18 protein-coding genes and 2 pseudogenes are annotated in these 25,692 nt (G+C 62.2%); 11 read left to right on the top strand and 9 right to left on the bottom strand.

The genetic code is table 11. The annotated features are described in order from the left end of the window. Window positions 1-272: 272 nt before the first annotated feature. Window positions 273-1,565 carry an MFS transporter gene (locus OKW98_RS11390; RefSeq protein WP_265389245.1) on the top strand — a complete coding sequence of 431 codons (1,293 nt, stop codon included), beginning with the start codon at window positions 273-275 and terminating at the stop codon, window positions 1,563-1,565. Window positions 1,566-2,415: 850 nt separating this feature from the next. Here the strand turns inward: OKW98_RS11390 and OKW98_RS11385 are convergent. Continuing rightward, window positions 2,416-3,879 carry a glyceraldehyde-3-phosphate dehydrogenase gene (locus OKW98_RS11385; RefSeq protein WP_265389244.1) on the bottom strand — a complete coding sequence of 488 codons (1,464 nt, stop codon included), beginning with the start codon at window positions 3,877-3,879 and terminating at the stop codon, window positions 2,416-2,418. 169 nt (window positions 3,880-4,048) lie between these two features. Here OKW98_RS11385 and mfd point away from each other — a divergent pair, with 169 nt between their 5' ends. The 3 genes from mfd to OKW98_RS11370 are packed head-to-tail and all read left to right on the top strand — an operon-like array spanning window position 4,049 to window position 10,781. Next, window positions 4,049-7,513: a transcription-repair coupling factor gene (gene mfd / locus OKW98_RS11380; RefSeq protein WP_265389243.1), complete on the top strand. Its 3,465-nt coding sequence runs from the start codon at window positions 4,049-4,051 to the stop codon at window positions 7,511-7,513. Window positions 7,514-7,522: 9 nt separating this feature from the next. Then, window positions 7,523-8,059: a CsiV family protein gene (locus OKW98_RS11375; protein ID WP_265389242.1), complete on the top strand. Its 537-nt coding sequence runs from the start codon at window positions 7,523-7,525 to the stop codon at window positions 8,057-8,059. A gap of 13 nt (window positions 8,060-8,072) precedes the next feature. Then, window positions 8,073-10,781, top strand: a complete 2,709-nt coding sequence (locus OKW98_RS11370) for a DEAD/DEAH box helicase (RefSeq protein WP_265389241.1) — start codon at window positions 8,073-8,075, stop codon at window positions 10,779-10,781. A 437-nt stretch (window positions 10,782-11,218) separates the two neighbouring features. Here the strand turns inward: OKW98_RS11370 and OKW98_RS11365 are convergent, their stop codons facing one another. Next, the gene (locus tag OKW98_RS11365; protein WP_265389240.1) at window positions 11,219-12,880 is read right to left on the bottom strand and encodes a VRR-NUC domain-containing protein; all 1,662 of its coding nucleotides are present in this window, start codon (window positions 12,878-12,880) and stop codon (window positions 11,219-11,221) included. Between the two features lie 162 nt (window positions 12,881-13,042). On the opposite strand from OKW98_RS11365, the gene OKW98_RS11360 reads away from it, so the two are divergent. Next, window positions 13,043-13,546 carry a nucleoside 2-deoxyribosyltransferase gene (locus tag OKW98_RS11360; RefSeq protein ID WP_265389239.1) on the top strand — a complete coding sequence of 168 codons (504 nt, stop codon included), beginning with the start codon at window positions 13,043-13,045 and terminating at the stop codon, window positions 13,544-13,546. A 90-nt stretch (window positions 13,547-13,636) separates the two neighbouring features. Here OKW98_RS11360 and OKW98_RS11355 read toward each other — a convergent pair whose 3' ends face one another. Next, window positions 13,637-13,858: a hypothetical protein gene (locus OKW98_RS11355; protein WP_265389238.1), complete on the bottom strand. Its 222-nt coding sequence runs from the start codon at window positions 13,856-13,858 to the stop codon at window positions 13,637-13,639. Between the two features lie 65 nt (window positions 13,859-13,923). After that, window positions 13,924-14,826 (bottom strand): LysR substrate-binding domain-containing protein, encoded by a 903-nt coding sequence (locus tag OKW98_RS11350; RefSeq protein ID WP_265389237.1) that lies wholly within the window; start codon window positions 14,824-14,826, stop codon window positions 13,924-13,926. 130 nt (window positions 14,827-14,956) lie between these two features. Here OKW98_RS11350 and OKW98_RS11345 point away from each other — a divergent pair, with 130 nt between their 5' ends. Beyond that, complete coding sequence (locus tag OKW98_RS11345) at window positions 14,957-16,054, top strand: AbrB family transcriptional regulator (protein ID WP_265389236.1); 1,098 nt, start codon at window positions 14,957-14,959, stop codon at window positions 16,052-16,054. A 93-nt stretch (window positions 16,055-16,147) separates the two neighbouring features. Continuing rightward, complete coding sequence (locus OKW98_RS11340; protein ID WP_265389235.1) at window positions 16,148-16,930, top strand: exodeoxyribonuclease III; 783 nt, start codon at window positions 16,148-16,150, stop codon at window positions 16,928-16,930. A gap of 298 nt (window positions 16,931-17,228) precedes the next feature. On the opposite strand, the gene OKW98_RS11335 is transcribed toward OKW98_RS11340, so the two are convergent. From OKW98_RS11335 to OKW98_RS27475, 3 genes and pseudogenes are all read right to left on the bottom strand, one after another. Continuing rightward, on the bottom strand, window positions 17,229-18,473 hold the full coding sequence (locus tag OKW98_RS11335) for an AGE family epimerase/isomerase (RefSeq protein WP_265389234.1): 1,245 nt from the start codon (window positions 18,471-18,473) through the stop codon (window positions 17,229-17,231). A gap of 204 nt (window positions 18,474-18,677) precedes the next feature. After that, window positions 18,678-19,274: pseudogene (locus tag OKW98_RS27480) on the bottom strand (methyl-accepting chemotaxis protein); the annotation flags it as partial. 309 nt (window positions 19,275-19,583) lie between these two features. Next, window positions 19,584-20,303 (bottom strand): annotated as a pseudogene (locus OKW98_RS27475) (MCP four helix bundle domain-containing protein); the annotation flags it as partial. Between the two features lie 192 nt (window positions 20,304-20,495). Here OKW98_RS27475 and OKW98_RS11325 point away from each other — a divergent pair. From OKW98_RS11325 to OKW98_RS11315, 3 genes are all read left to right on the top strand, one after another. Then, complete coding sequence (locus tag OKW98_RS11325) at window positions 20,496-20,984, top strand: GFA family protein (protein WP_265389232.1); 489 nt, start codon at window positions 20,496-20,498, stop codon at window positions 20,982-20,984. Window positions 20,985-21,147: 163 nt separating this feature from the next. Then, window positions 21,148-22,704 carry an FAD-dependent oxidoreductase gene (locus OKW98_RS11320; RefSeq protein ID WP_265389231.1) on the top strand — a complete coding sequence of 519 codons (1,557 nt, stop codon included), beginning with the start codon at window positions 21,148-21,150 and terminating at the stop codon, window positions 22,702-22,704. Window positions 22,705-22,750: 46 nt separating this feature from the next. After that, window positions 22,751-22,906: a hypothetical protein gene (locus OKW98_RS11315; RefSeq protein WP_265389230.1), complete on the top strand. Its 156-nt coding sequence runs from the start codon at window positions 22,751-22,753 to the stop codon at window positions 22,904-22,906. 10 nt (window positions 22,907-22,916) lie between these two features. On the opposite strand, the gene OKW98_RS11310 is transcribed toward OKW98_RS11315, so the two are convergent. After that, entirely contained in the window at window positions 22,917-24,014 is a 1,098-nt protein-coding gene (locus OKW98_RS11310) for an MBL fold metallo-hydrolase (RefSeq protein WP_265389229.1), read from the bottom strand. A gap of 252 nt (window positions 24,015-24,266) precedes the next feature. On the opposite strand from OKW98_RS11310, the gene OKW98_RS11305 reads away from it, so the two are divergent. Next, window positions 24,267-24,899: a TetR/AcrR family transcriptional regulator gene (locus OKW98_RS11305; RefSeq protein ID WP_265389228.1), complete on the top strand. Its 633-nt coding sequence runs from the start codon at window positions 24,267-24,269 to the stop codon at window positions 24,897-24,899. Window positions 24,900-24,905: 6 nt separating this feature from the next. On the opposite strand, the gene OKW98_RS11300 is transcribed toward OKW98_RS11305, so the two are convergent. Beyond that, the gene (locus OKW98_RS11300) at window positions 24,906-25,586 is read right to left on the bottom strand and encodes a DJ-1/PfpI family protein (protein WP_265389227.1); all 681 of its coding nucleotides are present in this window, start codon (window positions 25,584-25,586) and stop codon (window positions 24,906-24,908) included. Between the last annotated feature and the right edge of the window lie 106 nt (window positions 25,587-25,692).

Genomic DNA, 25,692 nt, shown 5'->3' with positions numbered 1-25,692 from the left:
GTGAGAAACACTCAACGACCCTTCGGCCACTGAGTGCATTTGCGGCGAGTTAAATCGGGAATGGGCTCATCGGTGGGATACATAGATATTGTTTTTATAAGGGCCGAGGGCATAACCCGTCGTCAGCGAGTGGGGGTTCCGATTGCCAACCGCCAGCTTTACACATATCGTTACAAATCTGCGGCACGCGAGGCCAAGCTCGGGCGCCGCAGCAGAGGACGCATAAATATAACGGATCCCCCCAGCTAGACAGCTTAAGTGAGTAATTCCAGATGGCCTCGAACACGGGCAAAGGCAAGGCGATATTTCGCGTTGTCAGCGGCAACTTCCTTGAAATGTTTGACTTCATGGTCTATGGCTTCTATGCCACGGCCATCGCCAAAACCTTCTTCCCCGCCGACAGTGAATTCGCATCATTGATGCTGTCGCTGGCGACCTTCGGCGCCGGCTTCCTCATGCGCCCGCTGGGTGCAATCTTCCTCGGCGCCTACATCGACCATCACGGCCGGAAAAAAGGCTTGGTGATTACGCTGGCGATGATGGCCATGGGCACGGTGTTGATTGCCTGCGTGCCGGGTTACGCGACCCTGGGCGTTGCCGCACCGATCCTGGTGTTGATTGGCCGCCTGCTGCAAGGCTTCTCGGCCGGCGTTGAGCTGGGCGGTGTTTCGGTCTATCTGGCAGAAATTTCCACGCCGGGCCGCAAGGGCTTCTTCGTCAGCTGGCAGTCGGCTAGCCAACAGGCAGCCGTCGTTTTCGCAGGTCTTTTGGGCGTGGGCCTGAACCATTGGCTGAGCCCGGAAGACATGGGCCAATGGGGCTGGCGCGTGCCGTTCCTGATCGGCTGCCTGATCGTTCCGGCGATTTTCGTGATCCGCCGTTCGCTCGAAGAAACGCCCGAGTTCGAAGCCCGTGCTCAACACCACCGCCCAAGCCTGGGCGAAGTGGTCAAGTCGATCGGTCAGAACTTCGGTCTGGTCATCGCCGGTATGGCGCTGGTGGTCATGACCACCGTGTCGTTCTACCTGATCACCGCCTACACCCCGACGTTCGGCAAAAACGAGCTGCACCTGTCCGATCTGGACAGCCTGCTGGTGACCGTCTGCGTCGGTATTTCGAACTTCATCTGGCTGCCGGTGATGGGCGCGCTGTCTGACCGGATCGGCCGCAAGCCCCTGCTGCTGGCGGCGACCATTCTGGCCATCATCACGGCGTACCCTGCCCTGTCCTGGCTGACCGCCAACCCGAGCTTCGGCAACCTGCTGATGGTCGAGCTGTGGCTGTCCTTCCTGTACGGCTCGTACAACGGCGCGATGGTGGTCTCGCTGACCGAAATCATGCCAGTCGAAGTGCGCACCACCGGTTTCTCCCTGGCCTACAGCCTGGCGACCGCGACGTTCGGCGGTTTCACGCCGGCGGCCTGTACCTACCTGATCCACGTGCTGGACAACAAAGCGGCACCGGGCATCTGGCTGAGCGGCGCTGCCGTAATGGGCCTGATCGCCACGCTGGTGCTGTTCCGCAAGGGCCAGACGCGGATCCAGGGCGTGACGGCGGTAGGCTGATCGCCGGGAGCTACAAGCAGCAAGCAGCAAGCAGCAAGTAAAAAAAACGCCCCGACTGGTTCGGGGCGTTTGGGTTTTGAATGACGATGAATTCCACTGTAGGAGCCGGCTTGCTGGCGAATGCGTTGGGTCAGTGCGTGCAATAGTGGATGACACGCCGCCTTCGCCAGCAAGCCGGCTCCCACAGGTTGAGGTCTCCGGTGTAATGGGCCGCGGCGCCAGCCGCAGAACAATGTAGGAGCGCGCTTGCCCGCGATGGCGGTGGGTCAGTCAAAGTATCCAGCGGCTGACACGCCCCGATCGCGGGCAAGCGCGCTCCTACAGGTGATCGGTGTTGAATCCGGAAGCCGCGCCAGGTCAGGACCAAGGAGCCGGCTTGCTGGCGAATGCGTTGGGTCAGTGTGTGCAATATTGGATGACACTGCGCCTTCGCCAGCAAGTTGGCTCCCACAGGTTGAGGTCTCCGGTGTAATGGGCCGCGGCGCCAGCCGCAGACAATGTAGGAGCGCGCTTGCCCGCGATGGCGGTGGGTCAGTCAAAGTATCCAGCGGCTGACACGCCCCGATCGCGGGCAAGCGCGCTGCTACAGATGATCGGTGTTGAAGCCGGAAGCCGCGCCAGGTCAGGACCAAGGAGCCGGCTTGCTGGCGAATGCGTTGGGTCAGTGTGTGCAATAGTGGATGACACTGCGCCTTCGCCAGCAAGCCGGCTCCCACAGGTTGAATGCGCATGGCCCGGTCTTACGCCGAGCACAGCGACCAACAAAAACGCCCCGAACCAGTCGGGGCGTTTTTTTTGCTTCGCAGTACGGCTTGCAGCTTGCGGCTTACCGCTTGCCGCTGCTTTCAACCTACTTCGGGAAGGCTGGCGGGTTGACCCCGGTCATTTCTTCCATCACGCGGACCACCTGGCAGCTGTAACCGAATTCGTTGTCGTACCAGACGTACAGCACGACGCGGTTATCCATGGCGATGGTCGCTTCAGCATCCACCACACCGGCGTAACGCGAGCCGACGAAGTCGGTGGAGACCACTTCCAGGGAGTTCACGAAGTCGATCTGTTTGTGCAGATCGGAATACAGCGCGGTGTGACGCAGGTACTCGTTCATCTCATCCCGGGTGGTTGCTGTCCCCAGGTTGAGGTTGAGGATGGCCATGGACACGTTCGGCGTTGGAACGCGGATCGCGTTACCGGTCAGCTTGCCGGCCAGCTCGGGCAATGCCTTGGCTGCAGCGGTAGCCGCACCGGTTTCGGTGATGACCATGTTCAGCGCGGCGCTGCGGCCACGGCGATCGCCCTTGTGGAAGTTGTCGATCAGGTTCTGGTCGTTGGTGTACGAGTGAACCGTTTCAACGTGACCATTGACGATGCCGAACTTGTCGTTGACCGCCTTGAGCACCGGCACGATGGCGTTGGTGGTGCAGGACGCCGCCGAGATGATCTTGTCATCGGCGGTGATCTGCTGATGATTGATGCCGTGCACGATGTTCTTCAGTTTGCCCTTGCCCGGCGCGGTCAGAACCACGCGGTCGATGCCCGGGCATTGCAGGTGCTGGCCCAGGCCCTCGGCATCGCGCCACACACCGGTGTTGTCGACCAGCAGCGCGTCCTTGATACCGTACTGGGTGTAATCCACCTCGGCGGGGTTCTTGGCGTAGATCACCTGAATCAGGTTGCCGTTGGCGCAAATGGTGTTGTTGGCTTCATCGATGGTGATGGTGCCGTCGAAAGGACCGTGGACCGAGTCACGGCGCAGCAGGCTCGCGCGCTTGACCAGATCGTTTTCAGCGCCTTTGCGGACCACGATGGCGCGCAGACGCAGGCCGTCGCCGCCACCGGTTTTTTCGATCAGGATGCGCGCCAGCAGACGACCAATGCGACCGAAGCCATACAGTACGACGTCAGTGCCCTTGCGCTCGCCGGAGTTCTGCTGGCCGATGACTTCGGCCATTTCTTCGCGGACGAACTCTTCGGCGGTGCGGCCATTGCCTTCGGCCTTGAACTTGACGGCCAGCTTGCCCAGGTCCACCGAAGCGGCGCCCAGTTTGAGCTCGCTCATGGCTTTGACGAGGGGGAAAGTCTCGTGTACGGACAACTCGCTGGCGTCGGCCTGGCGGTGACGCGCAAAGCGGTGTGCTTTGAGAATCGCGATGACTGAACGGTTGATCAGGCTGCGGCCATAGATCGAACTCACCACATTATTATTGCGGTAGAGCTGACCGATAAGCGGGATCATCGCCTCGGCGAGGGCTTCACGATCGATCCATTCACCAAGACACTGGTCGGGCTTCTGAGTCACGGGAACCTTCCACATGTAGGGGCTGAAAAAAGGGACTACATTATGCACAGGCCTTTGTTTATGAGCAATCCAGAGTTTCCTCGACCTGGAGCACTACATAATTGCGAGCGCACAAAACTGACAGCCTCTCTGCGGATTAGTTACACTCCAAGGCTTTGCCGCAACGCCTGGAGCTTTACCTTCCGTGCCCGTTCTGCGCCTTCCGATTCTGCCTGCTGCGGCAGGCAAACAACATTGGGGTAATCTCCCCGGTGCCGCCCTGAGTCTCGCCATCGCCGAGGCTGCCAGCGCCGCGAAACGCTTCACCCTGCTGCTCACCGCAGACAGCCAGAGCGCCGAGCGACTGGAGCAGGAGTTGAAGTTTTTCGCCCCTGATCTGCCGGTCCTGCATTTCCCCGATTGGGAAACCCTGCCCTACGATCTGTTCTCGCCCCATCAGGACATCATCTCCCAGCGCATCGCCAGCCTTTACCGGCTGCCGGAGCTGGTGCACGGCGTGCTGGTGGTGCCGATCACCACTGCCCTGCACCGGCTGGCGCCGACCAGCTTCCTGCTGGGCAGCAGCCTGGTCCTCGACGTGGGCCAGAAGCTCGACGTCGACGCCATGCGCACCCGCCTCGAAGCCAGCGGTTATCGCTATGTCGACACGGTGTACGAGCACGGCGAGTTCACCGTCCGTGGCGCGCTGATCGACCTGTTCCCGATGGGCAGCAAGCTGCCTTACCGCATCGACCTGTTCGATGACGAAATCGAAACCCTGCGCACCTTCGAGCCGGAAACCCAGCGCTCCATCGACAAAGTCGATTCGGTGCGCCTGTTGCCGGCCAAAGAATTCCCGCTGCAGAAGGAAGCCGTGACGCGCTTCAAGGCGCGCTTCCGCGAACGCTTCGACGTCGACTTCCGCCGCAGCCCGATCTTCCAGGACTTGAACAGTGGCATCACCCCCGCTGGCATCGAGTACTACATTCCGCTGTTCTTCGAAGAAACCTCCACGCTGTTTGACTACCTGCCCCAGGACACCCAGGTGTTCTCGATGCCGGGGATCGAAGCAGCGGCCGAGACGTTCTGGAAGGACGTGCGCAACCGCTATGAAGAGCGCCGTGTCGATCCCGAACGCCCGTTGCTGCCACCGGCCGAGCTGTTCCTGCCGGTCGACGACTGCTTCGCCCGCCTGAAAAACTGGCCGCGTGTGGTCGCCAGCCAGGACGACGTCGAAAGCGGCGTTGGCCGCGAGCGCTTTCCGGCGCAGGTGCTGCCTGATCTGGCGATCGAAGCCAAGGCCAGTCAACCGCTGGCGGCGCTGTCGAAATTCCTCGGCGAGTTTCCCGGCCGCGTGCTGTTTACCGCTGAGTCCGCCGGTCGCCGTGAAGTGCTGCTGGAACTGCTCGAACGCCTGAAGCTGCGCCCGAAAACCCTGGACAGCTGGCAGGAGTTCGTCGACAGCAAGGAGCGCCTGGCGATCACCATCGCACCGCTGGACGAAGGCCTGGTGCTGGAGGAGCCGGCGTTGGCGCTGGTGGCGGAAAGCCCGCTGTTCGGTCAGCGGGTCATGCAGCGTCGCCGCCGAGACAAGCGCGCCGACAGCCACGCCAGCGATGCCGTGATCAAAAACCTGGCCGAGCTGCGTGAAGGCGCGCCGGTGGTGCACATCGATCACGGGGTCGGCCGCTACCTCGGGCTGGCGACACTGGAGGTGGAAAACCAGGTCATGGAATTCCTGATGCTCGCCTACGCCGAGGAAGCCAAGCTGTACGTGCCGGTAACCAACCTGCACCTGATCGCCCGCTACACCGGCAGCGATGACGAGCTCGCGCCCTTGCACCGCCTGGGTTCCGAGACCTGGCAGAAAGCCAAGCGCAAGGCCGCCGAACAGGTGCGCGACGTGGCCGCCGAGCTGCTCGACATCTATGCCCGCCGCGCAGCCCGCGAAGGGTATGCGTTCGCCGATCCGAAGCTGGACTACGAAACTTTCAGCGCCGGCTTCCCGTTCGAAGAAACCCCGGATCAGCAGACCACCATCGACGCCGTACGCGCCGACATGCTTGCGCCCAAGCCCATGGACCGGCTGGTCTGCGGTGACGTCGGTTTCGGCAAGACCGAAGTGGCCATGCGTGCGGCGTTCATCGCCGTACACGGTGGCCGCCAAGTGGCGATTCTGGTGCCCACCACCCTCCTCGCCCAGCAGCACTACAACAGTTTCCGCGACCGTTTCGCTGACTGGCCGGTAACGGTTGAAGTGATGAGCCGCTTTAAGTCGGCGAAAGAAATCAACGCCGCCGTGGCCGATCTGGCCGAGGGCAAGATCGACATCGTCATCGGCACCCACAAGCTGCTGCAGGACGACGTCAAGATCAAAAACCTGGGGCTGGTGATCATCGACGAAGAGCACCGCTTCGGTGTGCGTCAGAAGGAACAACTCAAGGCCCTGCGCAGCGAGGTCGACATCCTGACCCTCACCGCCACGCCGATCCCGCGCACCCTCAACATGGCCGTGGCCGGCATGCGCGACCTGTCGATCATCGCCACCCCGCCCGCGCGTCGGCTGTCGGTGCGCACCTTCGTCATGGAACAGAACAAGCCGACGGTCAAGGAGGCGTTGCTGCGTGAGTTGCTGCGCGGCGGTCAGGTGTACTACCTGCACAACGACGTGAAGACCATCGAGAAATGCGCCGCGGACCTGGCCGAACTGGTGCCGGAAGCGCGCATCGGCATCGGCCACGGGCAAATGCACGAACGTGATCTCGAACAGGTGATGAGCGACTTCTACCACAAGCGCTTCAACGTGCTGATCGCCTCGACCATCATCGAGACCGGCATCGACGTGCCGAGCGCCAACACCATCATCATCGAGCGTGCCGACAAATTCGGCCTGGCCCAGCTGCACCAGTTGCGCGGCCGGGTCGGGCGCAGTCACCACCAGGCCTACGCCTACCTGTTGACGCCGCCGCGCAAGCAGATCACCCCGGATGCCGAGAAGCGTCTGGAGGCGATCGCCAACACCCAGGACCTGGGCGCGGGCTTCGTGCTCGCCACCAATGACCTGGAAATCCGTGGCGCCGGCGAACTGCTCGGCGATGGCCAGAGCGGTCAGATTCAGGCGGTGGGTTTCACCCTGTACATGGAAATGCTCGAACGCGCGGTCAAGTCGATCCGCAAGGGCGAGCAGCCCAACCTCGACCAGCCGCTGGGCGGCGGTCCGGAGGTCAATCTGCGGGTGCCGGGGTTGATTCCGGAGGCCTATCTGCCGGACGTGCACACGCGCCTGATTCTGTACAAGCGCATCGCCAACGCCGCCGACGAAGAGGGCCTCAAGGACCTTCAGGTCGAGATGATCGACCGCTTCGGCCTGTTGCCCGAGCCGACGAAAAACCTGGTGCGCCTGACCTCGCTCAAGCTCAAGGCCGAGCAGCTGGGCATCAAGAAAGTCGACGCCGGGCCCCAGGGTGGACGCATTGAGTTTGCAGCCGATACGCCGGTAGACCCGCTGACGCTGATCAAGCTGATCCAGAGTCAGCCCAAGCGCTACAAGTTCGAAGGCGCCACGCTGTTCAAGTTCATGGTGCCGATGGAGCGTCCCGAGGAGCGCTTCGCGACGCTGGAGGCGCTGTTAGAACGCTTGACCCCGCAGTCTTCCAAAAAATCGGTTTAAGGATTCACCATGCGTCTGTTGCGCTTCTTCACCCTGCTGCTGGTGCTGTTTGCCCCTACGGCGTTTGCCGATGGCACCTATCAGGTGGAACTGATCCTGTTCCGCCAGAACGGCGAGCCGGCGGCGACCAATCAACCCGCGCCGGAAGACTGGGCCGCCGGGGCGCAACGGCTGGGCGCTGACAGCCAGACGCCGACGGCGCTGGACACGCTGGTGACCAAGCTGGAATCAAGCGACGGCTATAAGGTGCTGCTGCACAAAGCCTGGCAACAAGACCTCAGCGCCACACCGAGCAAGGTGGCAATCAGTGACGGTCAGGAGCAGTTCGGCCACTTTCCCATTGAGGGCACGGTGAGCCTGGGTCTGGCGCGTTTTACCGACATCGATGCGAACATCTGGGTCAACCAGCTCGACAGCCACGGCGTTCTGGTGACCAGCGAGCGCATGCGTCAGGCCACCCGGGTCAGAAACGGAGAACTCACTTATATGGACAACGGAAGCCTCGCCATGCTGATCAAGGTTTCTCCCGTCCAGCCAGCGCGTTGACGCAGGCCTAGACGTGGCGTCCCTACTGGAAAAAGCCCTCGCCCTGCCGTGGGAACCGCTGTTCAAAACGCAATCAGTCGAGCGCGGTCTGGAATACGCGCGGCAGAAGCGCGTGATGCTCGACCACTTGAGCGGCGATGTCGTGCGCACGGTTTGCCGGGGCTCGAGCCTGGAGATCTACACCCAGACGCTGTTGTTCAAGGACCCGGAGCGCACGCGCAATTTCATTGTCGGCAAATGCACCTGCCCGGTTAGAAACAACTGCAAGCACTGTGCGGCGGCGCTGTTCTTTTTGCAGGACCCGGAAAACAGCCCCGGGATTCTCGCCGCGGTGGACGGCGAATCGGTTGCACGCAGGCCGAAAGTCGTCGAGCAGAAACCCAAGCTGCCCGAGCGCCTGGAAAAGAACATCAAGCCGGAGCCGCGGCTGATCCTCGCCAGCTTTGAGTACAGCGCCTACGAGCCGCGCAACGGCAAGATGCAGCGGCACATCCAGCACCGCGCGGCACTGGCGTTTCGCTACCGCGAATCCTATGTGTCCGGCGTGCCCGCCCCCGGCCGTGGCGGCGACATCCTCTGGCATCTGCCGGACGAGACGCTGCGCATGCGCCGCCATCCGGAGCGTGAAGGCGAATACCGCAAGCAGCTTCAGGAGCTGGGCTTTCGCATCGCCACCCGGCAGAGCAAGGCGCTGCCCGACAGTGCCGGCGAGATGTTCGAGCTGCCTACCGACAAGGCCTGGCTGAGCTTCATTCTCGACGAGTTGCCCCGGCTGCGCGCCGAAGGCTGGCAGATCGAGATGAGCGAAGACTTCGGCTTCGACGTGACGCCGGTGGACGACTGGTACGCCGTCGTCGACGACGAGCCGGAGCGGGACTGGTTCGATCTGGAGCTGGGGATCATCGTCAACGGCGAGCGGCTGAGCCTGCTGCCGATTCTGATCAACCTGCTGCGCACGCACCCGGAATTGATGACCGCCAGCGGCATCGCCAAGCGTCGGGACGATGAGCAGTTGCTGGTGCAGCTCAACCATTTCACCCAGCGTGGCGGCGTGCCGATTCAGGTGGCGCTGCCTTATGGCCGGCTGAAACCGGTGCTGGCGACCCTCGGTGATTTCTACTGGCGCGAGGACGGCAACAACGCCATTCGCCTGAGCACCGCTGACGCCGCGCGACTCAGGCAGCTCGATGACCTGCCGCTGGTGTGGCAGGGCGGTGACCGGCTGCGGCAGTTTTCCGAGCGACTGGTGAACATCAAGGATGTGCGCGGTGAGGTGCCGGAGGGCCTGAATGCGACGTTGCGGCCTTATCAGCTGGAGGGCCTGAGCTGGATGCAGGCGCTGCGCGAGCTGGAAGTCGGCGGCGTGCTCGCCGATGACATGGGCCTGGGCAAGACCCTGCAAACCCTGGCGCACCTGCTGCTGGAAAAACAGGCCGGACGCCTCGACCGGCCGGCTTTGGTGGTGATGCCCACCAGCCTGATCCCCAACTGGATGGACGAGGCGAAGCACTTCACGCCGCAACTCAACGTGCTGGCGCTGTTCGGCACCCAGCGCCATCAGGACTTCAAGCGTTTGCAGGATTATGACTTGATCCTGACCACCTACGCGCTGCTGCCCCGGGACGTCGAGGTGCTCAGCCAGCAACTGCTGCATGTGCTAGTGCTCGATGAAGCGCAATACATCAAGAACCCCAACAGCAAAGCGGCCCAGGCGGCGCGTCAGCTGAATGCACGGCAGCGCCTGTGCCTGAGCGGTACGCCACTGGAAAACCACTTGGGCGAGCTGTGGTCACTGTTCCATTTCCTGATGCCCGGCTGGCTGGGGGATGCCAAGCAGTTCAACAGCAATTACCGCACGCCGATCGAGAAGTTCGGCAACGAGCAGCGCCTGGAGCACCTCAACGCGCGGATCAAGCCGTTCCTGCTGCGCCGGACCAAGGAGCAGGTGGCCACCGAGCTGCCGCCCAAGACCGAGATCGTGCATTGGGTCGAGCTCAACGACACCCAGCGCGACGTGTACGAAACCATGCGTCTGGCGATGGACAAGAAGGTCCGCGACGAGATCACCCTCAAGGGCGTCGGGCGCAGCCAGATCATCATTCTTGAAGCGCTGCTCAAGCTGCGTCAGGTCTGCTGTGATCTGCGGCTGGTCAACAGCGCGCCGGTCAATCCGCGGCAGTCGAGTTCGGCCAAGCTGGACAGCCTGATGGAGATGCTGGAGGAGTTGTTTGCGGAGAACCGCAAGATTCTGTTGTTCTCGCAGTTTACGTCGATGCTGGAGTTGATCGAGGCGGAGTTGAAGCAGCGCGGGATCGCGTATTCGCTGCTGACCGGGAAGACCAAGGATCGGCGGGTGCCGGTGCAGGATTTCCAGAGCGGCAAGCATTCGATTTTTCTGATCAGTCTGAAGGCGGGCGGCACGGGGCTGAATCTGACGGCGGCCGATACGGTGATTCACTACGATCCGTGGTGGAACCCTGCGGCGGAGAATCAGGCGACGGATCGGGCGTATCGGATTGGTCAGGATAAGCCGGTGTTCGTGTACAAGATGATTGCGCGGGGGACGGTGGAGGAGAAGATTCAGCATTTGCAGCGGGAGAAGGCGGCGCTGGCGGCGGGTGTGCTGGATGGGCGCAAGGCCGGGGACTGGAAGTTGCAGGATGATGATATTGCGGCGTTGTTTGCGCCGTTGCCGGCGGTGGCGAAGAAGGTCAAGCGGTAGTCGGGTGTGCTTTAGATCAAGATCAAGGGCGTCTGCCTGGAGGCAGACTGTTTCGCCTTCGGCGAGTTACTTGGAAAAGCACCCCAAGTAACCAAAGGTGCTTGCTCCTGGTTAGGTCCCTCCTCCGTCGGGATACCCTCACTCCGACGACGCTCCGTGGGCCCGCGCCGAACGGACATCCATGTCCTAACGGCGCTCTCGCCGCATCCATGCGGCTCGGCCCACTGCGCATCGTCTACGTTCGGCCTGCACCCAAGTCGCGATTTGTGGTGTTTGGGCTTTTTGCGTATGAAGATCAAAAGCAGATCAGAAGCTTCCTGGCTAAAGCCGGTCCTACAGGGGATACCGGGTGCTTTTAGTGGGACCGGCTTTAGCCGGGAAGAGGCCAGTGTGGGCGCTGACAATGTTGCGGATGTACGGGATCGGGAAAACCGGTGTCACCCGGCAGCCAGCACTTCTTCTTCCGCCCATTTCACGTAGCACACCACCACGGGCATTTCATGTTCGGTACAGAAGTCGATCCAGCGCAGTTGGTTGTCTTGCAGGCGGTCGCCGGGGCCTTTGACTTCGATCATTCGGTAGCGGCGTTGTTCGGGGTAGAACTGGATGAGGTCGGGCATGCCGGTGCGGTTGGCTTTGATGTCTTGCAGCAGGCGTCGGAACCAGCGTTTGAGGTGTTGCGCCGGGAGGCAATGCAGCGCCTGGTCCAGCAGTTCGGGGGTTAGGGTGCCCCAGAACACGAAGGGCGATTGCAGGCCGAACTTGCTGAGGTAGGTGTCGCGGATCACCGCTTCGTAGCGCTGGTCGTCGAGCTGCGACAGGCATTCGTCGAACAGGCCCGCCCGGCGTTGGTAGAAGTCAGGGCTGTAGAGGTCGCTCGGTGCGCTGTGGAAGGGGTGGAAAAACGCCCCCGGCAGCGGCGCGAAAATCGCCCGCCAGCAGAGCAGGCCGAACAGCGAATTGACCAGCGCGTTCTCGACGTAGTGCACCTCGCTGCCCTCTTCTGCCAGGTGCTGCTGGATCAGCCGTTCAACGCTGTGATCGGGCAGCGGCAGCACGCTCAAATCAAGCCGAGTGACGGTTCGTTTCAACCGCTTCTGCACGCTGCCCTCGCCCAGCTTGCGCTTCAGACGCGGCTGGATGCGCAGCAGGTGTTGGGTTTCTTCGTCGTTTTCCGGCGCCGATTGCGCTTCCAGCAGCAACGTCATCGCCTCGATGAATTGCTCGCTGCGTTCGAGCACGCGAATCCTGCGCACACGGGCGCCGGGGTAGCTGGACTGCGCATAGACGCTGAGCGCCAGCGGCCAGTCCTGCTCGAGTTCTGCCTTCTGGCCGATCTTGAACAACAACTTGGCGCGACGCATGGCCAGCCAGGGATTGTCGGTTTTGACCGCCAGCGCCTGCGGAGCCAGGTCGGCCAGTGCCATGCCCTCGTCCAGCGCCTGTCGGCAGGTGTGCAGATGCAGGCAGATGTCGATGTCGGCGCGCTGGTTGATGCCACGGGATTCGACGGAAAATTCGACTTTTTCGTAGCGATAGATGCCCAGGTCCGCCAGCACAAACTCCGACCATTCCTGATACAGGTTGCCGAAGTACAGCAGGCGAAGCCGGTCGCACAGGGGCATGACCTGGAGGGCAAAGATCACTTCTTCGAACCCGGCAAACCAGTGCTCCAGGCGCTGGGGCGATTCGTAGATCGGCAGCAGGCGCTGCAAGAGGTCGGATTTTTTCTCGGCGCTTTTGACGCCGTGGGCCTTGAAACACTGGCCCAGCTCGTCTTTGCGCAGCAACGCGAACAGGGCGTGAAGATCCAGATGGGGCTGGCCGTCGACCCAGCCGGATTCCAGCAACGGCGCGGCAGCCAGTCGGACATCGCCAATTTCTGCGTAATCCAGCTTGCTGGCGCGAAACAGCGTGCCCTTGCGCATGACCATGCGCACCAGCAAAGCCTGTGCAGGTTGCGGCAGTTGGCCAAAGTCGTCGATGAAACGACGCTCGTCTTCATCGAGCAGATCGTCGTAGCGCTGGGCGATCCAGTTCAGCACCTGGCGGAAGTTTTCCAGGTAGTAAAACGGATTGTCGAGGGGGGAAAGGCTCACGGCGCGGTCACGTAAAGGCTGACGGAAGAGGATCAGGATACTGGTTATCCGTACAGATTCCAGCGCTGCCTGCTGTAGGATGGCGCCGGCCCGATCAACGGCGCGGACCAAAGGGCCCGGCTCACCCGCTACACTCTATCAACGCATTTTCAGGAGATCGCCATGCCTTCCGCCGGCAAACCCCTCGTTTATCTCGCTGGCTTCGACGTGTTTCGCGCCGACGCCATCGAGCACGGCCGCGCTTTGAAAGCCCTGTGCGACCGGCACGGTCTGGAGGGTTTGTACCCCTTTGATAACGAAGTGCCTGAGGAGCTGATGCCTGAAGAAGCCGCCGCCGTCATTTGCAACGCCAATATCGCGATGATCAAAGGCTGCGACGCGGTGCTGGCCAATCTGAACGCGTTTCGCGGCGCCGAGCCGGATTCAGGTACGGCCTTCGAAGTCGGCATGGCCGTTGCGTTGGGCAAACCTGTCTGGGCGTATTTCGCGGCGAATGGCGCGTTGCGCGAGCAGATCGCCCATGACGCGGCCGGCTTCGATGGGCAGGGGTTTCAGGTAGAGGATTTCGGTTTGCCGCGTAACTTGATGCTGGCGTGTACCTGGGCCGGCAGCAGCGAGACGGCCGAAGAAGCGATCGGGGCGTTGGCTGCACATCTCGCTGACTGAACCCATACCCCGGTCGCTCCTACAGGTTATCTGACGGCAGATCCATCTGCGGTGTCGTCACTAGGGTCATGCGATCGCCAACGCCCTCGCCTATTCCAGGTTCGACGAACTGATGTCCAGCTTGTCAGCGTCGGCAAACTCGTCCAGATCCAGATCGCTCAGGTCCAGCTCGCCCTCGGGGTCGCGGTCTTCGTCGGAATCGGCGTCGTTGAGGGGCGACTGGTCGCCGCCGAAATGCTCGCCATCGTGTGCCAACCAGGTCATTGCGTGGATGTCCGGCTGGCTTGTCTGTACCTGCATCTGTACCTGCATCGTTGACGCTCCGTAGGTGAATGTCTCTGCGCAGGCTAACCCACCCGACGGGGTAAAAGCACAGGTCACGACCAATTGAGGAAGGATCCGCCGTCGTCGCGCAGCATTTGCACCATGGCGTGGGCGGCAGGCGACAGGTAGCCCTGGCGGCGCAGCATGACGCAAATGGTCCGCGTCATGGTGGTCTGCTCCAGGGGCACTTCGCGCAGGTCCTGCATGTTCTTGCCGAACTCCAGCGTCTCCCGGGCGATGAAACTCAGCAGGCTGGTCTGGGCGATCAACCGGGGCAGCAAGGAAATCGAGTTGGACTCGATCTGCACTTCCGGCAGCGGCAGGTCGTGGCGGGCGAAGGCGTCGTCGACCCAGATGCGCGACGACACGCCGGACGGCGGCAACACCCAGCGGTAGCGACACAAGTCACGCATCTCGAACGGCGCCGTGAAGATCGGATGATTGCGGCTGGCGATCACCACCGCTTCGTCAGTCAGGATCGGATAATAGGTGAATTCCTCCTCGGCACTGCGCTGGGCGCAGATGATCATGTCCAGATGCCCGGAGCGCAGCTGCTCGCGCAGCATGTCGTCCTGACCGATCACCAGCTTGAGCGTGACCTGCGGCGAGCGTTTGAGCAGCGCGCTGGTCAGTTCCGGCAGCAAGTACTCGGCCATGGTCGCCGCACAGCCCAGGCGGATATCCCCTACCGCGCCACTGGCGAAATCCCGCACCTCGCGTTGGGTCTGGGCGATGCTTTGCCGCAACACCTTGCCCCGTGCCTGCAGCAGTTCGCCGACGGGTGTGAGCTTGATTCTGCGACCGTCGCGCTGGAACAGCTTGGTGCCGAAGGATTCCTCCAGCCGCTGGATGCTTTTGGTCAACGCCGGCTGGCTGCGATTGAGTTTTTCCGCCGCGCGCCCCAGATGACCGAGCTCGGCGATGGTTTCGAAATAGGTCAGGTCACGCAGGTCCATATATCAACCAAAGTTATCAATTCATGATTATTAGAAAATAGACTTGATCGATTGCGCTGTCGATACTACCCGGCATTGGAAATGCACTCGGCATGGAAGCATTCAGGTCACGCCTTATCAGGAAAAGCCAATGCTCTGGAGATCCGCGTTGCCACGCCCCGCCTCGTTCGCCCTCGCCCACCAGCACCCGCTCACCCAATGGTTGCTGCTCATCCTCATGGCCGGTAGCGCCGGCCAACTGTTCAAATATTTCCACATCCCCGCTGCACTGTTTCTCGGGCCCATGCTGGTGGCGATCAGCTTCGGCGTCGCCGGGGCCAGCGTTCGCCTGAACAAGCAGGTGTTCCGCCTCGGTCAGGGCACGGTCGGCGTGCTGGTCGCCCACTCCATGACCGTCGGCGTACTGCTTGCGGCGATGCAGTCGTGGCCTGTGATGGTCTTCACCACCGTGCTCACGGTCGCCTTGAGCGCGGTGGTCGGCATCGCCATGGCGCGCTGGGGCGGCATTCAGAGCAGCACGGCGGCGTGGGGGACTTCGCCCGGCGCGGCGTCGGCGATGGTCGCGATGGCCGAGGATGACGGCGCCGACTCCCGCGTTGTCGCCACCATGCAATACGTGCGGGTGGTGTGTGTGGTGGTGGTCGGCGCGCTGGTCAGCCGGCTGATCGGCGCCGATGCCGGCGGTTCGCAGGCCCACAGCACGGACGCGCTGCTGCACGGGATGAACCTGCTCAATCTGGGTCTGAGCCTGCTGGTGATCGTGGTCGGCGTGATACTCGGCAGCCGGTTGCCAGCCGGGGCGTTGCTGGTGCCCTTGCTGCTCGGCGGCGCGTTGCAGTTGAGCGGCGTGCTGCAGATCACGCTGCCCACTTGGTTGCTGGCGATTGCCTACGGCGCCATCGGCAGTTACATCGGACTGCGCTTCGACCGGGTGACCATCGCCTACGTCTGGCGGCGGCTGCCGGCGATGATTGCCGGCGCCCTGGTGCTGATCCTGCTCTGCGCCCTGTCGGCCTGGGGCATCGCCGAGATGATGGGCAAGGACTTTCTCTCGGTGTACCTGGCCACCAGCCCCGGCGGCCTTGATGCCATGGCGATCATTGCCATCGACACCCACTCGGACGTCGGCTTCGTATTGGCGATGCAGACGCTGCGGCTGTTCGGCGTGATTGTCACCGGTGCCTACATCGCCCGGCAGGTGATTCGGGTGTCGCAACGTTTTGCCTGACTTCGCTTAGCCAGAATCAGGCGCGCGCAGTCCGATGGAATCTTCATCGATCCGGCGGCCTCCAACCCTTCACACTCATTGGAGGGGAACGCCATGGCCACGCTGAAAATCGCCACGTTCAACATCAACGGCATCCGCGCGCGTTTGCCCATTCTGTTGCAGTGGCTGGAAAAGGAAACGCCCGACATCGTCTGTCTGCAGGAGCTGAAAGCCGCCGACACGGCCTTCCCCGCCGACGACATCCGCAAGGCCGGCTACGGCGTGATCTGGCAGGGAGAGCCCTCGTGGAACGGCGTGGCGATTCTGTCTCGGGACAGTGAGCCGCTGGAAATTCGCCGGGGTCTGCCGGGCAATGAAAAGGACAGCCACAGCCGTTACCTGGAGGCTGCGGTGCAGGGGGTGATCGTCGGCTGCCTGTACCTGCCCAACGGCAACCCGCAGCCGGGGCCGAAGTTCGAGTACAAACTGGACTGGTTCGAGCACTTCATCCAACACGCCGACTCGCTGTTCAAGAGCGAGCATCCAGTGGTGCTGGCCGGGGACTACAACGTTATCCCCACCGATGACGACATCTACAACACCCGCTCATGGCTGAAGGATGCGTTGCTGCAACCGGAAAGCCGCGCCTGCTTCGAGCGTCTGTTGGACCAGGGCTGGACCGACGCCCTGCGCGCGACATTCCCGGACGAGCGGATCTACACCTTCTGGGATTATTTCCGCAACCACTGGAAGACCAACTCCGGCCTGCGCATTGACCACCTGCTGTTGAGCCAAGATCTGGCGCCCAAGCTCAAGAATGCAGGCGTGGATGCCTGGGTTCGCGACCTGCCCCACGCCAGTGACCATGCGCCGACGTGGATTGAGTTGAAGGTGTGATGGGGTGGCGAGTGCTTTACTGATCGAGTTGAGTCAGGCACAGAGGCGTCGCCTGATTTGCTGTCGCTTCGCGCCAGATCGCGGGCAAGCGCGCTCCTACAATTGTTCAACTTCGGATGAGTAATTCTTACCGGACTCTATATACCCCGACGATTGTGTGCGTTGCCGAGATCCACTGTAGGAGCGCGCTTGCCCGCGAATGCGATCTGTCAGCGCCATAGATTCAGCCTGACCCAGCGCATTGGCCAGCAAGCCGGCTCCTACAGTGGATTTCGACAATCCCTGGCTCAGCTGCCGACTACGCCCTGTGCGCCAACGCCGTCGCCAGGCTTTGCTCCAGCGGCAACACCGGCAGCAGCGTCGCCTGATAGGCGTGGTACAAGTCCGGCTTGCCGGCCCAGATGTCGGCGCTGGGCTGGTTTTGCGGGTTGAGCTCGTGGCGCCAGCTGCCGTGTTGGAGGTCGATAAACAGGGTTTCGTTGAATTCCCAGAACGTTCGGTACCAGTCTTCGTATTGCTGCTCGCGGGTGCGTTGCAGCAGTGCGGCGGAGGCTGCGGCCGCTTCGGCGTGGGTCCAGTGCAGGCGATGGCGGACCACCGGGCGGTTTTCCCAGTCTAGGGTGTAAACGATCCCCGGCGCGCCATCGACGTCCCAGCCATAGCGGCAAGCGTTTTCGAATAATCCTCGCGCGTCTTCCAGCAACCAGTTCGGCGTCTGCAGACCGGCCTTGCGCCGCGCCGCTTCCAGGTGCAGCACCAGCCGCGCCCACTCGAAGGCATGGCCGGGTGTCGTGCCGTAGGGGCGAAAACCGTCGTCGGGCTTGTCGACGTTGTAGTCGAGAATCGGCTGCCACTGCAGGGTGAAATGCTCGATCACCTGATGATTATTGCCAGCGGCGTGCTGATGAATGACCCGCTCGACGATGCTCAGCGCGCGATCCAGCCAGCGCGCATCGCCGGTGACGTCGGCCAGGGCGAGAAACGCTTCGGTGCTGTGCATGTTGCTGTTGGCGCCGCGATAGCGTTCTTCGGTGCTCCAGTCGCGGTCGAAGGATTCACGCATGGCGCCTTCTTCCTCGCTCCAGAAGTGCCCGGTGATCACGTGGATGGCTTGTTCCAGCAGCGCCTGTGCGCCGGGGCGACGGGCAACCACTGCCGAGCTGGCGGCCAGGGAGACGAAGGCGTGAAGATAGGCGGCTTTGCCGGTGTCGGCGCTGTGCTCCAGCGGTTTGGCGAACCAGCCGCCGTGCTCGGCATCGCGCAACGGCCCGGCCAGCGCCGCGATGCCGTGATCGACCAGTGCGGCGCAACCGGGAATGCCGTTGATGTGGGCCATGGCAAAGCTGTGGGTCATGCGGGCGGTGTTCATGGTTTCGGCCACGGCATCGGCGGGGAGCCGGCCGAAGTCATCCAGATTGCCGAAGCCCTGGGGCAGCTTCGAGGCCTTGGCAAACGCCAGCAGCCGATTGCCCTCCTCCATCAGCCAGGCCTTGTGACCCGGGGAGCGCAGCCAACTGCTGAAATCGCGATTCACGTCATCCATTGCCCTTCACCTATCTCGTCGGCAGGTTCGGCCCGCCAGGAATTATTAGTCGGGGCGAATCATGCAAGCCGAGGGCAGCGACAGGCAAGTGAATGAGGTGAAACGGTGCCGTTCTTGGCCTATTCCCGGCTAAAGCCGGTCCTACTAGACACCGCGTGCAGTCTGTAGGACCGGCTTTAGCCGGGAAGCATTTAAAGCCAGCCATCAGACCCGAAAGCGTGTCACCACCTGATTCAACTCCGCTGCCAGCCGGGACAGTTCGTTGCTCGACGCGCTGATCTGGTTGGCGCCGGACGACGATTGCATCGACAGGTCACGGATGTTGACGATGTTGCGGTCCACTTCCCTGGCGACTTGCGCCTGCTCTTCGGCGGCGCTGGCGATGACCAGGTTGCGCTCGGAGATTTCGTTGATCGACGTGGTGATCCGGCTCAGCGACTCGCCGGCACCCTGGGCCAGACCCAGTGTTTCGGTGGCGCGGGAACGGCTGACCGACATCGATTCCAGCGCCTCGGTGGAACCGCTGCGCATGGTCGTGACCATCTTGTCGATTTCCAGGGTTGATTGCTGAGTGCGGTGGGCCAGTGCGCGCACCTCATCGGCGACCACGGCAAAGCCACGGCCGGACTCGCCCGCCCGTGCTGCTTCGATGGCGGCGTTCAGCGCCAGCAGGTTAGTCTGCTCGGCGATGGAACGGATCACGTCCAGCACCTTGCCGATGTCCTTGGACTGATCGGCCAGGGTCTGCACCAGGTCCGAGGTGTGTTGCACGTTGCCGGACAGGGTCTGGATCGAATTGACCGTGTCGATGACCCGGCTCTGGCCGTCGCGGGCTGCGGTGTTCGATTCGCTCGACGCCTGGGACGTCGACACCGCGTTGCGTGCGACTTCCTCGACCGCCGAGGTCATCTCATTCACCGCCGTGGCGGCCTGTTCGATTTCGGCGTTCTGCTGGTGCAGGCCGCGATGGCTGTCTTCGGTCACCGAATTCAGTTCGGTGGCGGCCGACGACAACTGGCTCGCCGAGTTGCCGATCAGGCTCAGGGTCGAGCGCAGGTTGGTCTGCATCTGCTGCAACGCGCTCTGCAAGCGGGTGACTTCGTCGTTGCCTTCGACGCGGATGTCGTGGGTCAGATCGCCCTTGGCGACGTATTCGGCGGCATCAACCGCTTCCTGCAGCGGACGCACGATGCTGCGGGTCAACCATACCGCCAGCACAACCGTCGCCAACGCCGCGATCAGCACGAACACCAGCACCACGTTTCGGGACTTGCCGTACTGCGCTTGTGCGGCGGCGCCTTCGAGCTCGACCTGATGGGAATAAAAATCGCCGAGTTCGCCCAGCTGCGCGCCGGAGTTGTCAACGGCGGTTTTCATGTCCACCAGCAGCAGCTGGTTCAGCGCCTTGAGGTCGCCGCTCTCGGCGAGCACGAAGGACTGGGTCAGACCGCGCTGATAATCGGCCAGGGTCGCGCGGAATTTGCCGTACAGCACCTTCTCTTCCGGGGTGTCGATGAAGGTGTCGAGGCTGGTGAGTTTTTCATCGAGGATCTTCGCGCGCGCGTCCATCTGACCTTTGTAGACCCCGACGTTTTTCGGATCGCCGTCAAGGGCCACCCGCAGGGAAATCGTGCGGATGCGCAGCATGGCTTCGCGGATGTCATTGACCAGACGCATGCTCGGCATCCAGTTGCTCTCGACCGCCACCTCGCTCTCGCGAATCGTCGACATCTGGCTCAAGGCGAACCAGCCCAAGAACGCGACCAACAGGGAAATCAGGGTAAACCCAAGGCCGGCGCGGCGGGCGATGGTCAGGTTGCGTAGGCTCATAACGGTGGGCTCGTTGTTGTAGGGGCGGGACGCAAAGTCGTCGTATGACTACCGCTTATCGACATTACCGCTGGGTTCTTGAGCCGCCGCCCCATGAAGAATCCGAACGCCTGTTCGAGAAAACATCGAACCCCGCCCGCTTGAGAGGTCTAGACCCTTAAGCCCGACATCCTATTTAAGCGGAGGTGAATCATGCATCTGGAAGGTTCCTGCCATTGCGGCGCCGTCGAATTCAGCCTGACGAGCGCCCATCCCTACCCCTATCAACGCTGTTACTGCTCGATCTGCCGCAAGACCCAAGGCGGCGGCGGTTACGCGATCAACCTGGGCGGCGACGCGAAAAGCCTCGACGTCAAAGGCAAGGACAGCATCGCGATCTATCACGCAAAAATGCGCGACGATGAGGGTCACCAAACCCACATCAGCAGCGCCGAACGGCATTTCTGCAAGCTGTGCGGCAGCGGGCTGTGGTTGTTCAGCCCCGAATGGCCGGAACTGATTCATCCCTTCGCATCGGCCATCGACACGCCGTTGCCGACTCCGCCGGAGCATACGCACCTGCTGCTGAACTCCAAAGCGCCGTGGGTGGAAGTCGCCGCAGGGCCCCATGACCAGCAGTTCGAGGAATTCCCTGAAGAGTCGATTGCCGACTGGCATGAGCGGCTGAAGTTGACGCAATAGCCTGGCGCGGTGGAATGAATACGGACTTCGGGCGTTCCTCTGGCAGTTGAAGCGGACGGAGCGCCCGACCGACCACCCGATATTCCCCTGAACCTCTCCCCTGACGGCTGACTCCCAACTAGAAGCCCATAAGCCCAATAAAAAAGCCCACGAGGAAGCGCACATGCCCCTGCATCGAGTCGCCACCCTGACCGATCTTCAGCGAGACCGGGGTCTCCAGGTCGAGTTTGGCGAAACCAAGGCGCTGCTGGTTCTGCACGGCGATGAAGTCCGTGCGTTTCAAGCCTTCTGCCCCCACGCCGGTGCCCCCTTGACGGATGGCGCCATCTGCAACGGCCATCTGATCTGCCCCTGGCACAAGGCTGAATTTTCCATCGACGACGGCCACCTGTGCGAACCCCCTGCACTGGATGGCCTTATTCGCTACCCCGTTCAACTCATCGATGGCCATGTGCACGTCGATGACCAGCCCATCACCGCTCGCGCGCCGACGCTGGCCGAAGACAGTCGCTGCTTCGTGATCGTCGGCGCAGGCGCAGCGGGCACAGCGGCTGCCTGCGCGCTGAGGGAAAAAGGCTTCAACGGTCAAGTGCTGCTCATCGACCGAGAGGCCGCGCCCGGCTACGACCGCACCGCACTGAGCAAATTTGTGCTGTCGGCCGAAATGGGGACCGATGAGATCCCCGCCCTGCGCGACGACGCGTTCTACCAAAGCAACCGTATCGAACGGGTCCACGGCGAAGTGATGAAGCTGGACGTGATCAACAAGCGCGTGACACTGGCGGACGGGCGCCGCTTTGACTACGACGCAGCGCTGGTCACCACGGGCGGCGAGCCCCGCGCGTTGTCCCTGGAGGGTGCTGATCTGCCGCAAGTGCTCACCCTGCGCAGCCGCGATGACGCCAGCCGGATTCTTGCGGCGGTCCACCCCGGCAGCCACGCGCTGATCGTCGGCGACAGCTTTATCGGGCTGGAAGCGACGTCCGCGTTGCGCACACAGGGCGTGAACGTGACAATTCTGGCCCATCATGAGGTGCCGTTTGCCGGCCAGTTGGGCGAGCGCATCGGCAAGGCACTGCGGGCGTTGCATGAGCAGAACGGCGTGCTGTTCCGCACCCACCTCGACGTCAGTCATTTCGAGGGCATTGAGCGGGATGGCCATCAGGTGTTGCAGGCAGCCGTGCTCAGCAACGGTGAGCGGCTGCAGGTGGATCTGGCGTTGGTGGGTGTCGGCGTGAACCCGGTGACGCACTTCATCGACGGTATTGAGCGAGAGGACGATGGCTCACTGGCCGTCGATGACGGCATGCGCGCCGGCAAAGACCTGTGGGCCGCGGGCGACATCGCGACATTCCCGCTCGACAACCGCCCGCGCCGCATCGAGCACTGGCGCCTTGCACAGCAGCAGGCGCGCATCGCCGCAGGCAACATGCTTGGCGAAGACCGGCATTACACCGACGTGCCGTATTTCTGGACCTACCACTTTGAAAAGCGCCTGGATTACCTCGGCCACGCAGAAAAGTGGGACGACATCGTCTACCTGGGAGAACCGGAGCAGTTCGATTTCCTGGCACTGATCTGCAAGCAGGGCGTTGTGGCGGCCGTGGTCGGCTGTGGGCGCGAACGGGCCATGGCGATGCTCGCCGAACGCATGAAACAACCGTTGTTCAAAGATGAAGCGCTGATGCTGATCGAACAGATCGAACAGATCGACGATTAAGTACGCACTTCAGAGTCATTCATTCAGCCGCACACCGGAGGGCGCCATGCCTGATAAAGAGTCCAACCGCGAAGACCTCGACCACAAACCTGAAAACGCAGGCAAGGTCGGCGAGGAACACAAGCAAGCCAATCAAGGTGGTGAACAGCAGCGACCACCGGAAACGGAGCATCCTGCAGACTCTACGGATGCCAAACCTTGAAATAGCGGAATCAGCCGCGGGTGGTGGCCTGCCGCCCATCACCCCGCTGCTTTGGGCAGCGGTCGGTCGCAGGCTCGGCAGCCTTGTCCACCTTCAGCCACCACGCTTCGCCCCGGCTGGGATACTGCACATAAAACGGCTGACCCATCTCCGGCGTGGTGATGGAAATGCTGCGGTCCCACGCCAGCGCGAGAATCCGGTCGAACGGCTCGTGCCAGGCGTGCATCGCCAGGTCGAAGGTACCGTTGTGGATCGGCAGCAGCCATTTGCCGCGCAGGTCGATGTGCGCTTGCAACGTCTCTTCAGGCTGCATGTGCACGTCCGGCCAGTCTTCGTTGTAGGCACCGGTTTCCATCAGGGTCAGGTCGAACGGGCCATATTGCTCGCCAATCAATTTAAAGCCGTCGTGATAACCCGTGTCTCCACTGAAGAAGATGCGCTGATCGCCGTCGAGAATCACCCACGACGCCCACAGCGTCTGGTTGCCGTCACGCAACGTCCGGCCTGAGAAGTGCTGCGCCGGCGTTGCCACAAAGCGAATGCCATGGATATCGGTCGACTGCCACCAGTTCAACTGTTGAACCTTGGCCGCCGGTACGCCCCACTCAATCAGCGTGTCCCCCACCCCCAGCGGCGTGATGAAATGCTCGGCCTTGTCCTTGAGCACCTGAATGGTCATGTGATCGAGGTGGTCGTAATGGTTGTGGGAGAGGATCACGGCCTTGAGCGGCGGCAGGTCTTCCAAGCGGATCGGCGGCTGGTGGAAGCGCTGCGGACCGGCCCATTGCACGGGCGATGCACGCTCGGCAAACACCGGATCGGTCAGGAAGTATTCACCGCGCAGTTTCAGCAGCACCGTGGAGTGGCCGAGCCGGTAGACCGTGTTGTCGGGCGCCGCGAACAGTTGCTGGCGCGACAGCGGTTGAACCGGGATCTCCCCGGCCGGGCGGGTGTAGTGGGGTTTGTTGAACACGGCGTTCCAGAAGATGCGCAGGGTTTTGCCAACGCCTGAGCGCTCCATCGGCTTGTGATTGAAATAGCGACCTTCGCGCCGAGTCAGGACCGGCAGCGCAGGATTTGAATCAAGGTTTTTTTCGATCGAGGCCATGAGGGTGCTGACTCCATGAAACGGGTGAAGGTGGCGATGCGCTGCGCGAGCTGCAAGCTGCAAGAGCATGGCGTACGCCTTAAGCTTTCGCTGTGGCTTTAGCTTGGAGCTCAAAACTTGTAGCTTCCAGCTGCTCTTACACTACACAGTGTAGTTTCAAGCTTGCACGATGGGCAAAGAGAAGTAAACTGCCCGGTGTAATTTTCTTGTCGGGAGATTTCGTTGCCCGGCTCACCTCACAGAAGCGAACCCATGACTGCCCCACTGCGACTGACCGACCGTAAACGCGAAGCCATTGTTCAGGCGGCGATAGCCGAATTCCGCGACAACGGTTTCGAGGTCACGAGCATGGACCGCATCGCCGCCAGGGCCGAGGTCTCCAAGCGCACGGTCTACAACCACTTCCCCAGCAAGGAAGAGCTGTTCTCCGAAATGCTCCATCGCCTGTGGTCCAGCGCCGCGACGCAGACCGATGCGGTGTACAAGCCCGGCGTAGCCCTGCGCGATCAACTGCGCGAATTGCTCGACGCAAAGATGAAAACCCTCGGCGACAGCAACTTCATCGACCTGGCCCGCGTGGCCATCGGCGCGACCATCCACTCTCCCGATCGTGCGCAGATCTGGGTCAGCCGCCTCAATCAGCGCGAAGAAACCTTCACCGTCTGGGTGCGCGGCGCCCAGCAGGACGGCCGCCTCAAGGCCGTCGAGCCGGTGTTCGCCGCGTCGCAGATCCATGCGTTGCTCAAGGCCTTCGCCTTCTGGCCGCAAGTGACCCTCAACGAACCCCTGCTCGCGCCGGACAAGCAGCGCGAAGTGGTGGAGTCGGCCCTTGACCTGTTCCTGTGCTGGTATGAAATCCCGCTTGATCAATCTCCGGTCCAGTAGCGCCCGTTAATCCATGGCCGCCGCGACGCGTTCGACAATCTGCCGACGGGCGAGCAGTCCGGACATGGCGCGATCGGTCGCAACGGCGAGGATATTCGCGGGGGCCGTGTCCGGTCGGCCGGAGTCGTAAGGCGGGGCCGGTGCGTACTCCAGTTGCAGTTGGATGGTACGGGACGTATCCGCGTCGAACACTTCGCTGATCAGCGTCAGCGCAAAATCGATACCCGCCGTCACGCCGCCACCCGTCATCAGGTTGCCGTCGCGCACCACGCGCTCGTGTACCGGAATCGCGCCGAATTGCGCCAGCAGCGAATGGGACGCCCAATGGGTGGTGGCGCGGCGGCCTTTCAACAGCCCCGCTGCGCCGAGCACCAGCGCGCCGGTGCAGACAGAAGTGACGTATTGCGCCGTGGCCGCCTGATGCTGGATGAACGCCAGGGTTTCCGCGTCTTCCATCAATGCATCGACGCCTACACCGCCCGGCACGCAGATCACGTCCAGGTCCAGGCAGTCAGCGAAGGTCGCGGTCGGCACCAGCGTCAAGCCGGTGCTGGACTGCAGCGGCTCCAGGTTTTTCCAGACCAGGTGCACAACCACGCCGGGCATGGTGGCGAAAACATCGTAGGGACCGGTCAGGTCCAGTTGCTGGACTTTGGGGAATACCAGCAGGCCGATATGCAGGGTCATGGTGTGTTTCCTTGTTCTAAAAGTGATTCATCTGACGGTATGAAGTGGCGCTGCCGATGGGGCTCCCGGTCAGCGACTGGACGAAACCACTGTAGCGAGCTAGCCT

It is taken from the genome of Pseudomonas sp. KU26590 (assembly GCF_026153515.1).
GTDB lineage: Bacteria > Pseudomonadota > Gammaproteobacteria > Pseudomonadales > Pseudomonadaceae > Aquipseudomonas.
Note: the sequence above shows the minus strand (reverse complement) of the source record. Positions and strands in the feature narration are given on the sequence as shown.

What these genes read in the sequence shown, in the direction of transcription:
- OKW98_RS11390 (WP_265389245.1), top strand. Translation starts at nt 273, where the DNA reads ATGGCCTCGAACACGGGCAAAGGCAAGGCGATATTTCGCGTTGTCAGC.
- OKW98_RS11385 (WP_265389244.1), bottom strand. Translation starts at nt 3,879, where the DNA reads ATGTGGAAGGTTCCCGTGACTCAGAAGCCCGACCAGTGTCTTGGTGAA.
- OKW98_RS11375 (WP_265389242.1), top strand. Translation starts at nt 7,523, where the DNA reads ATGCGTCTGTTGCGCTTCTTCACCCTGCTGCTGGTGCTGTTTGCCCCT.
- OKW98_RS11360 (WP_265389239.1), top strand. Translation starts at nt 13,043, where the DNA reads ATGCCTTCCGCCGGCAAACCCCTCGTTTATCTCGCTGGCTTCGACGTG.
- OKW98_RS11355 (WP_265389238.1), bottom strand. Translation starts at nt 13,858, where the DNA reads ATGCAGGTACAGATGCAGGTACAGACAAGCCAGCCGGACATCCACGCA.
- OKW98_RS11350 (WP_265389237.1), bottom strand. Translation starts at nt 14,826, where the DNA reads ATGGACCTGCGTGACCTGACCTATTTCGAAACCATCGCCGAGCTCGGT.
- OKW98_RS11345 (WP_265389236.1), top strand. Translation starts at nt 14,957, where the DNA reads ATGCTCTGGAGATCCGCGTTGCCACGCCCCGCCTCGTTCGCCCTCGCC.
- OKW98_RS11340 (WP_265389235.1), top strand. Translation starts at nt 16,148, where the DNA reads ATGGCCACGCTGAAAATCGCCACGTTCAACATCAACGGCATCCGCGCG.
- OKW98_RS11335 (WP_265389234.1), bottom strand. Translation starts at nt 18,473, where the DNA reads ATGGATGACGTGAATCGCGATTTCAGCAGTTGGCTGCGCTCCCCGGGT.
- OKW98_RS11325 (WP_265389232.1), top strand. Translation starts at nt 20,496, where the DNA reads ATGCATCTGGAAGGTTCCTGCCATTGCGGCGCCGTCGAATTCAGCCTG.
- OKW98_RS11320 (WP_265389231.1), top strand. Translation starts at nt 21,148, where the DNA reads ATGCCCCTGCATCGAGTCGCCACCCTGACCGATCTTCAGCGAGACCGG.
- OKW98_RS11315 (WP_265389230.1), top strand. Translation starts at nt 22,751, where the DNA reads ATGCCTGATAAAGAGTCCAACCGCGAAGACCTCGACCACAAACCTGAA.
- OKW98_RS11310 (WP_265389229.1), bottom strand. Translation starts at nt 24,014, where the DNA reads ATGGCCTCGATCGAAAAAAACCTTGATTCAAATCCTGCGCTGCCGGTC.
- OKW98_RS11305 (WP_265389228.1), top strand. Translation starts at nt 24,267, where the DNA reads ATGACTGCCCCACTGCGACTGACCGACCGTAAACGCGAAGCCATTGTT.
- OKW98_RS11300 (WP_265389227.1), bottom strand. Translation starts at nt 25,586, where the DNA reads ATGACCCTGCATATCGGCCTGCTGGTATTCCCCAAAGTCCAGCAACTG.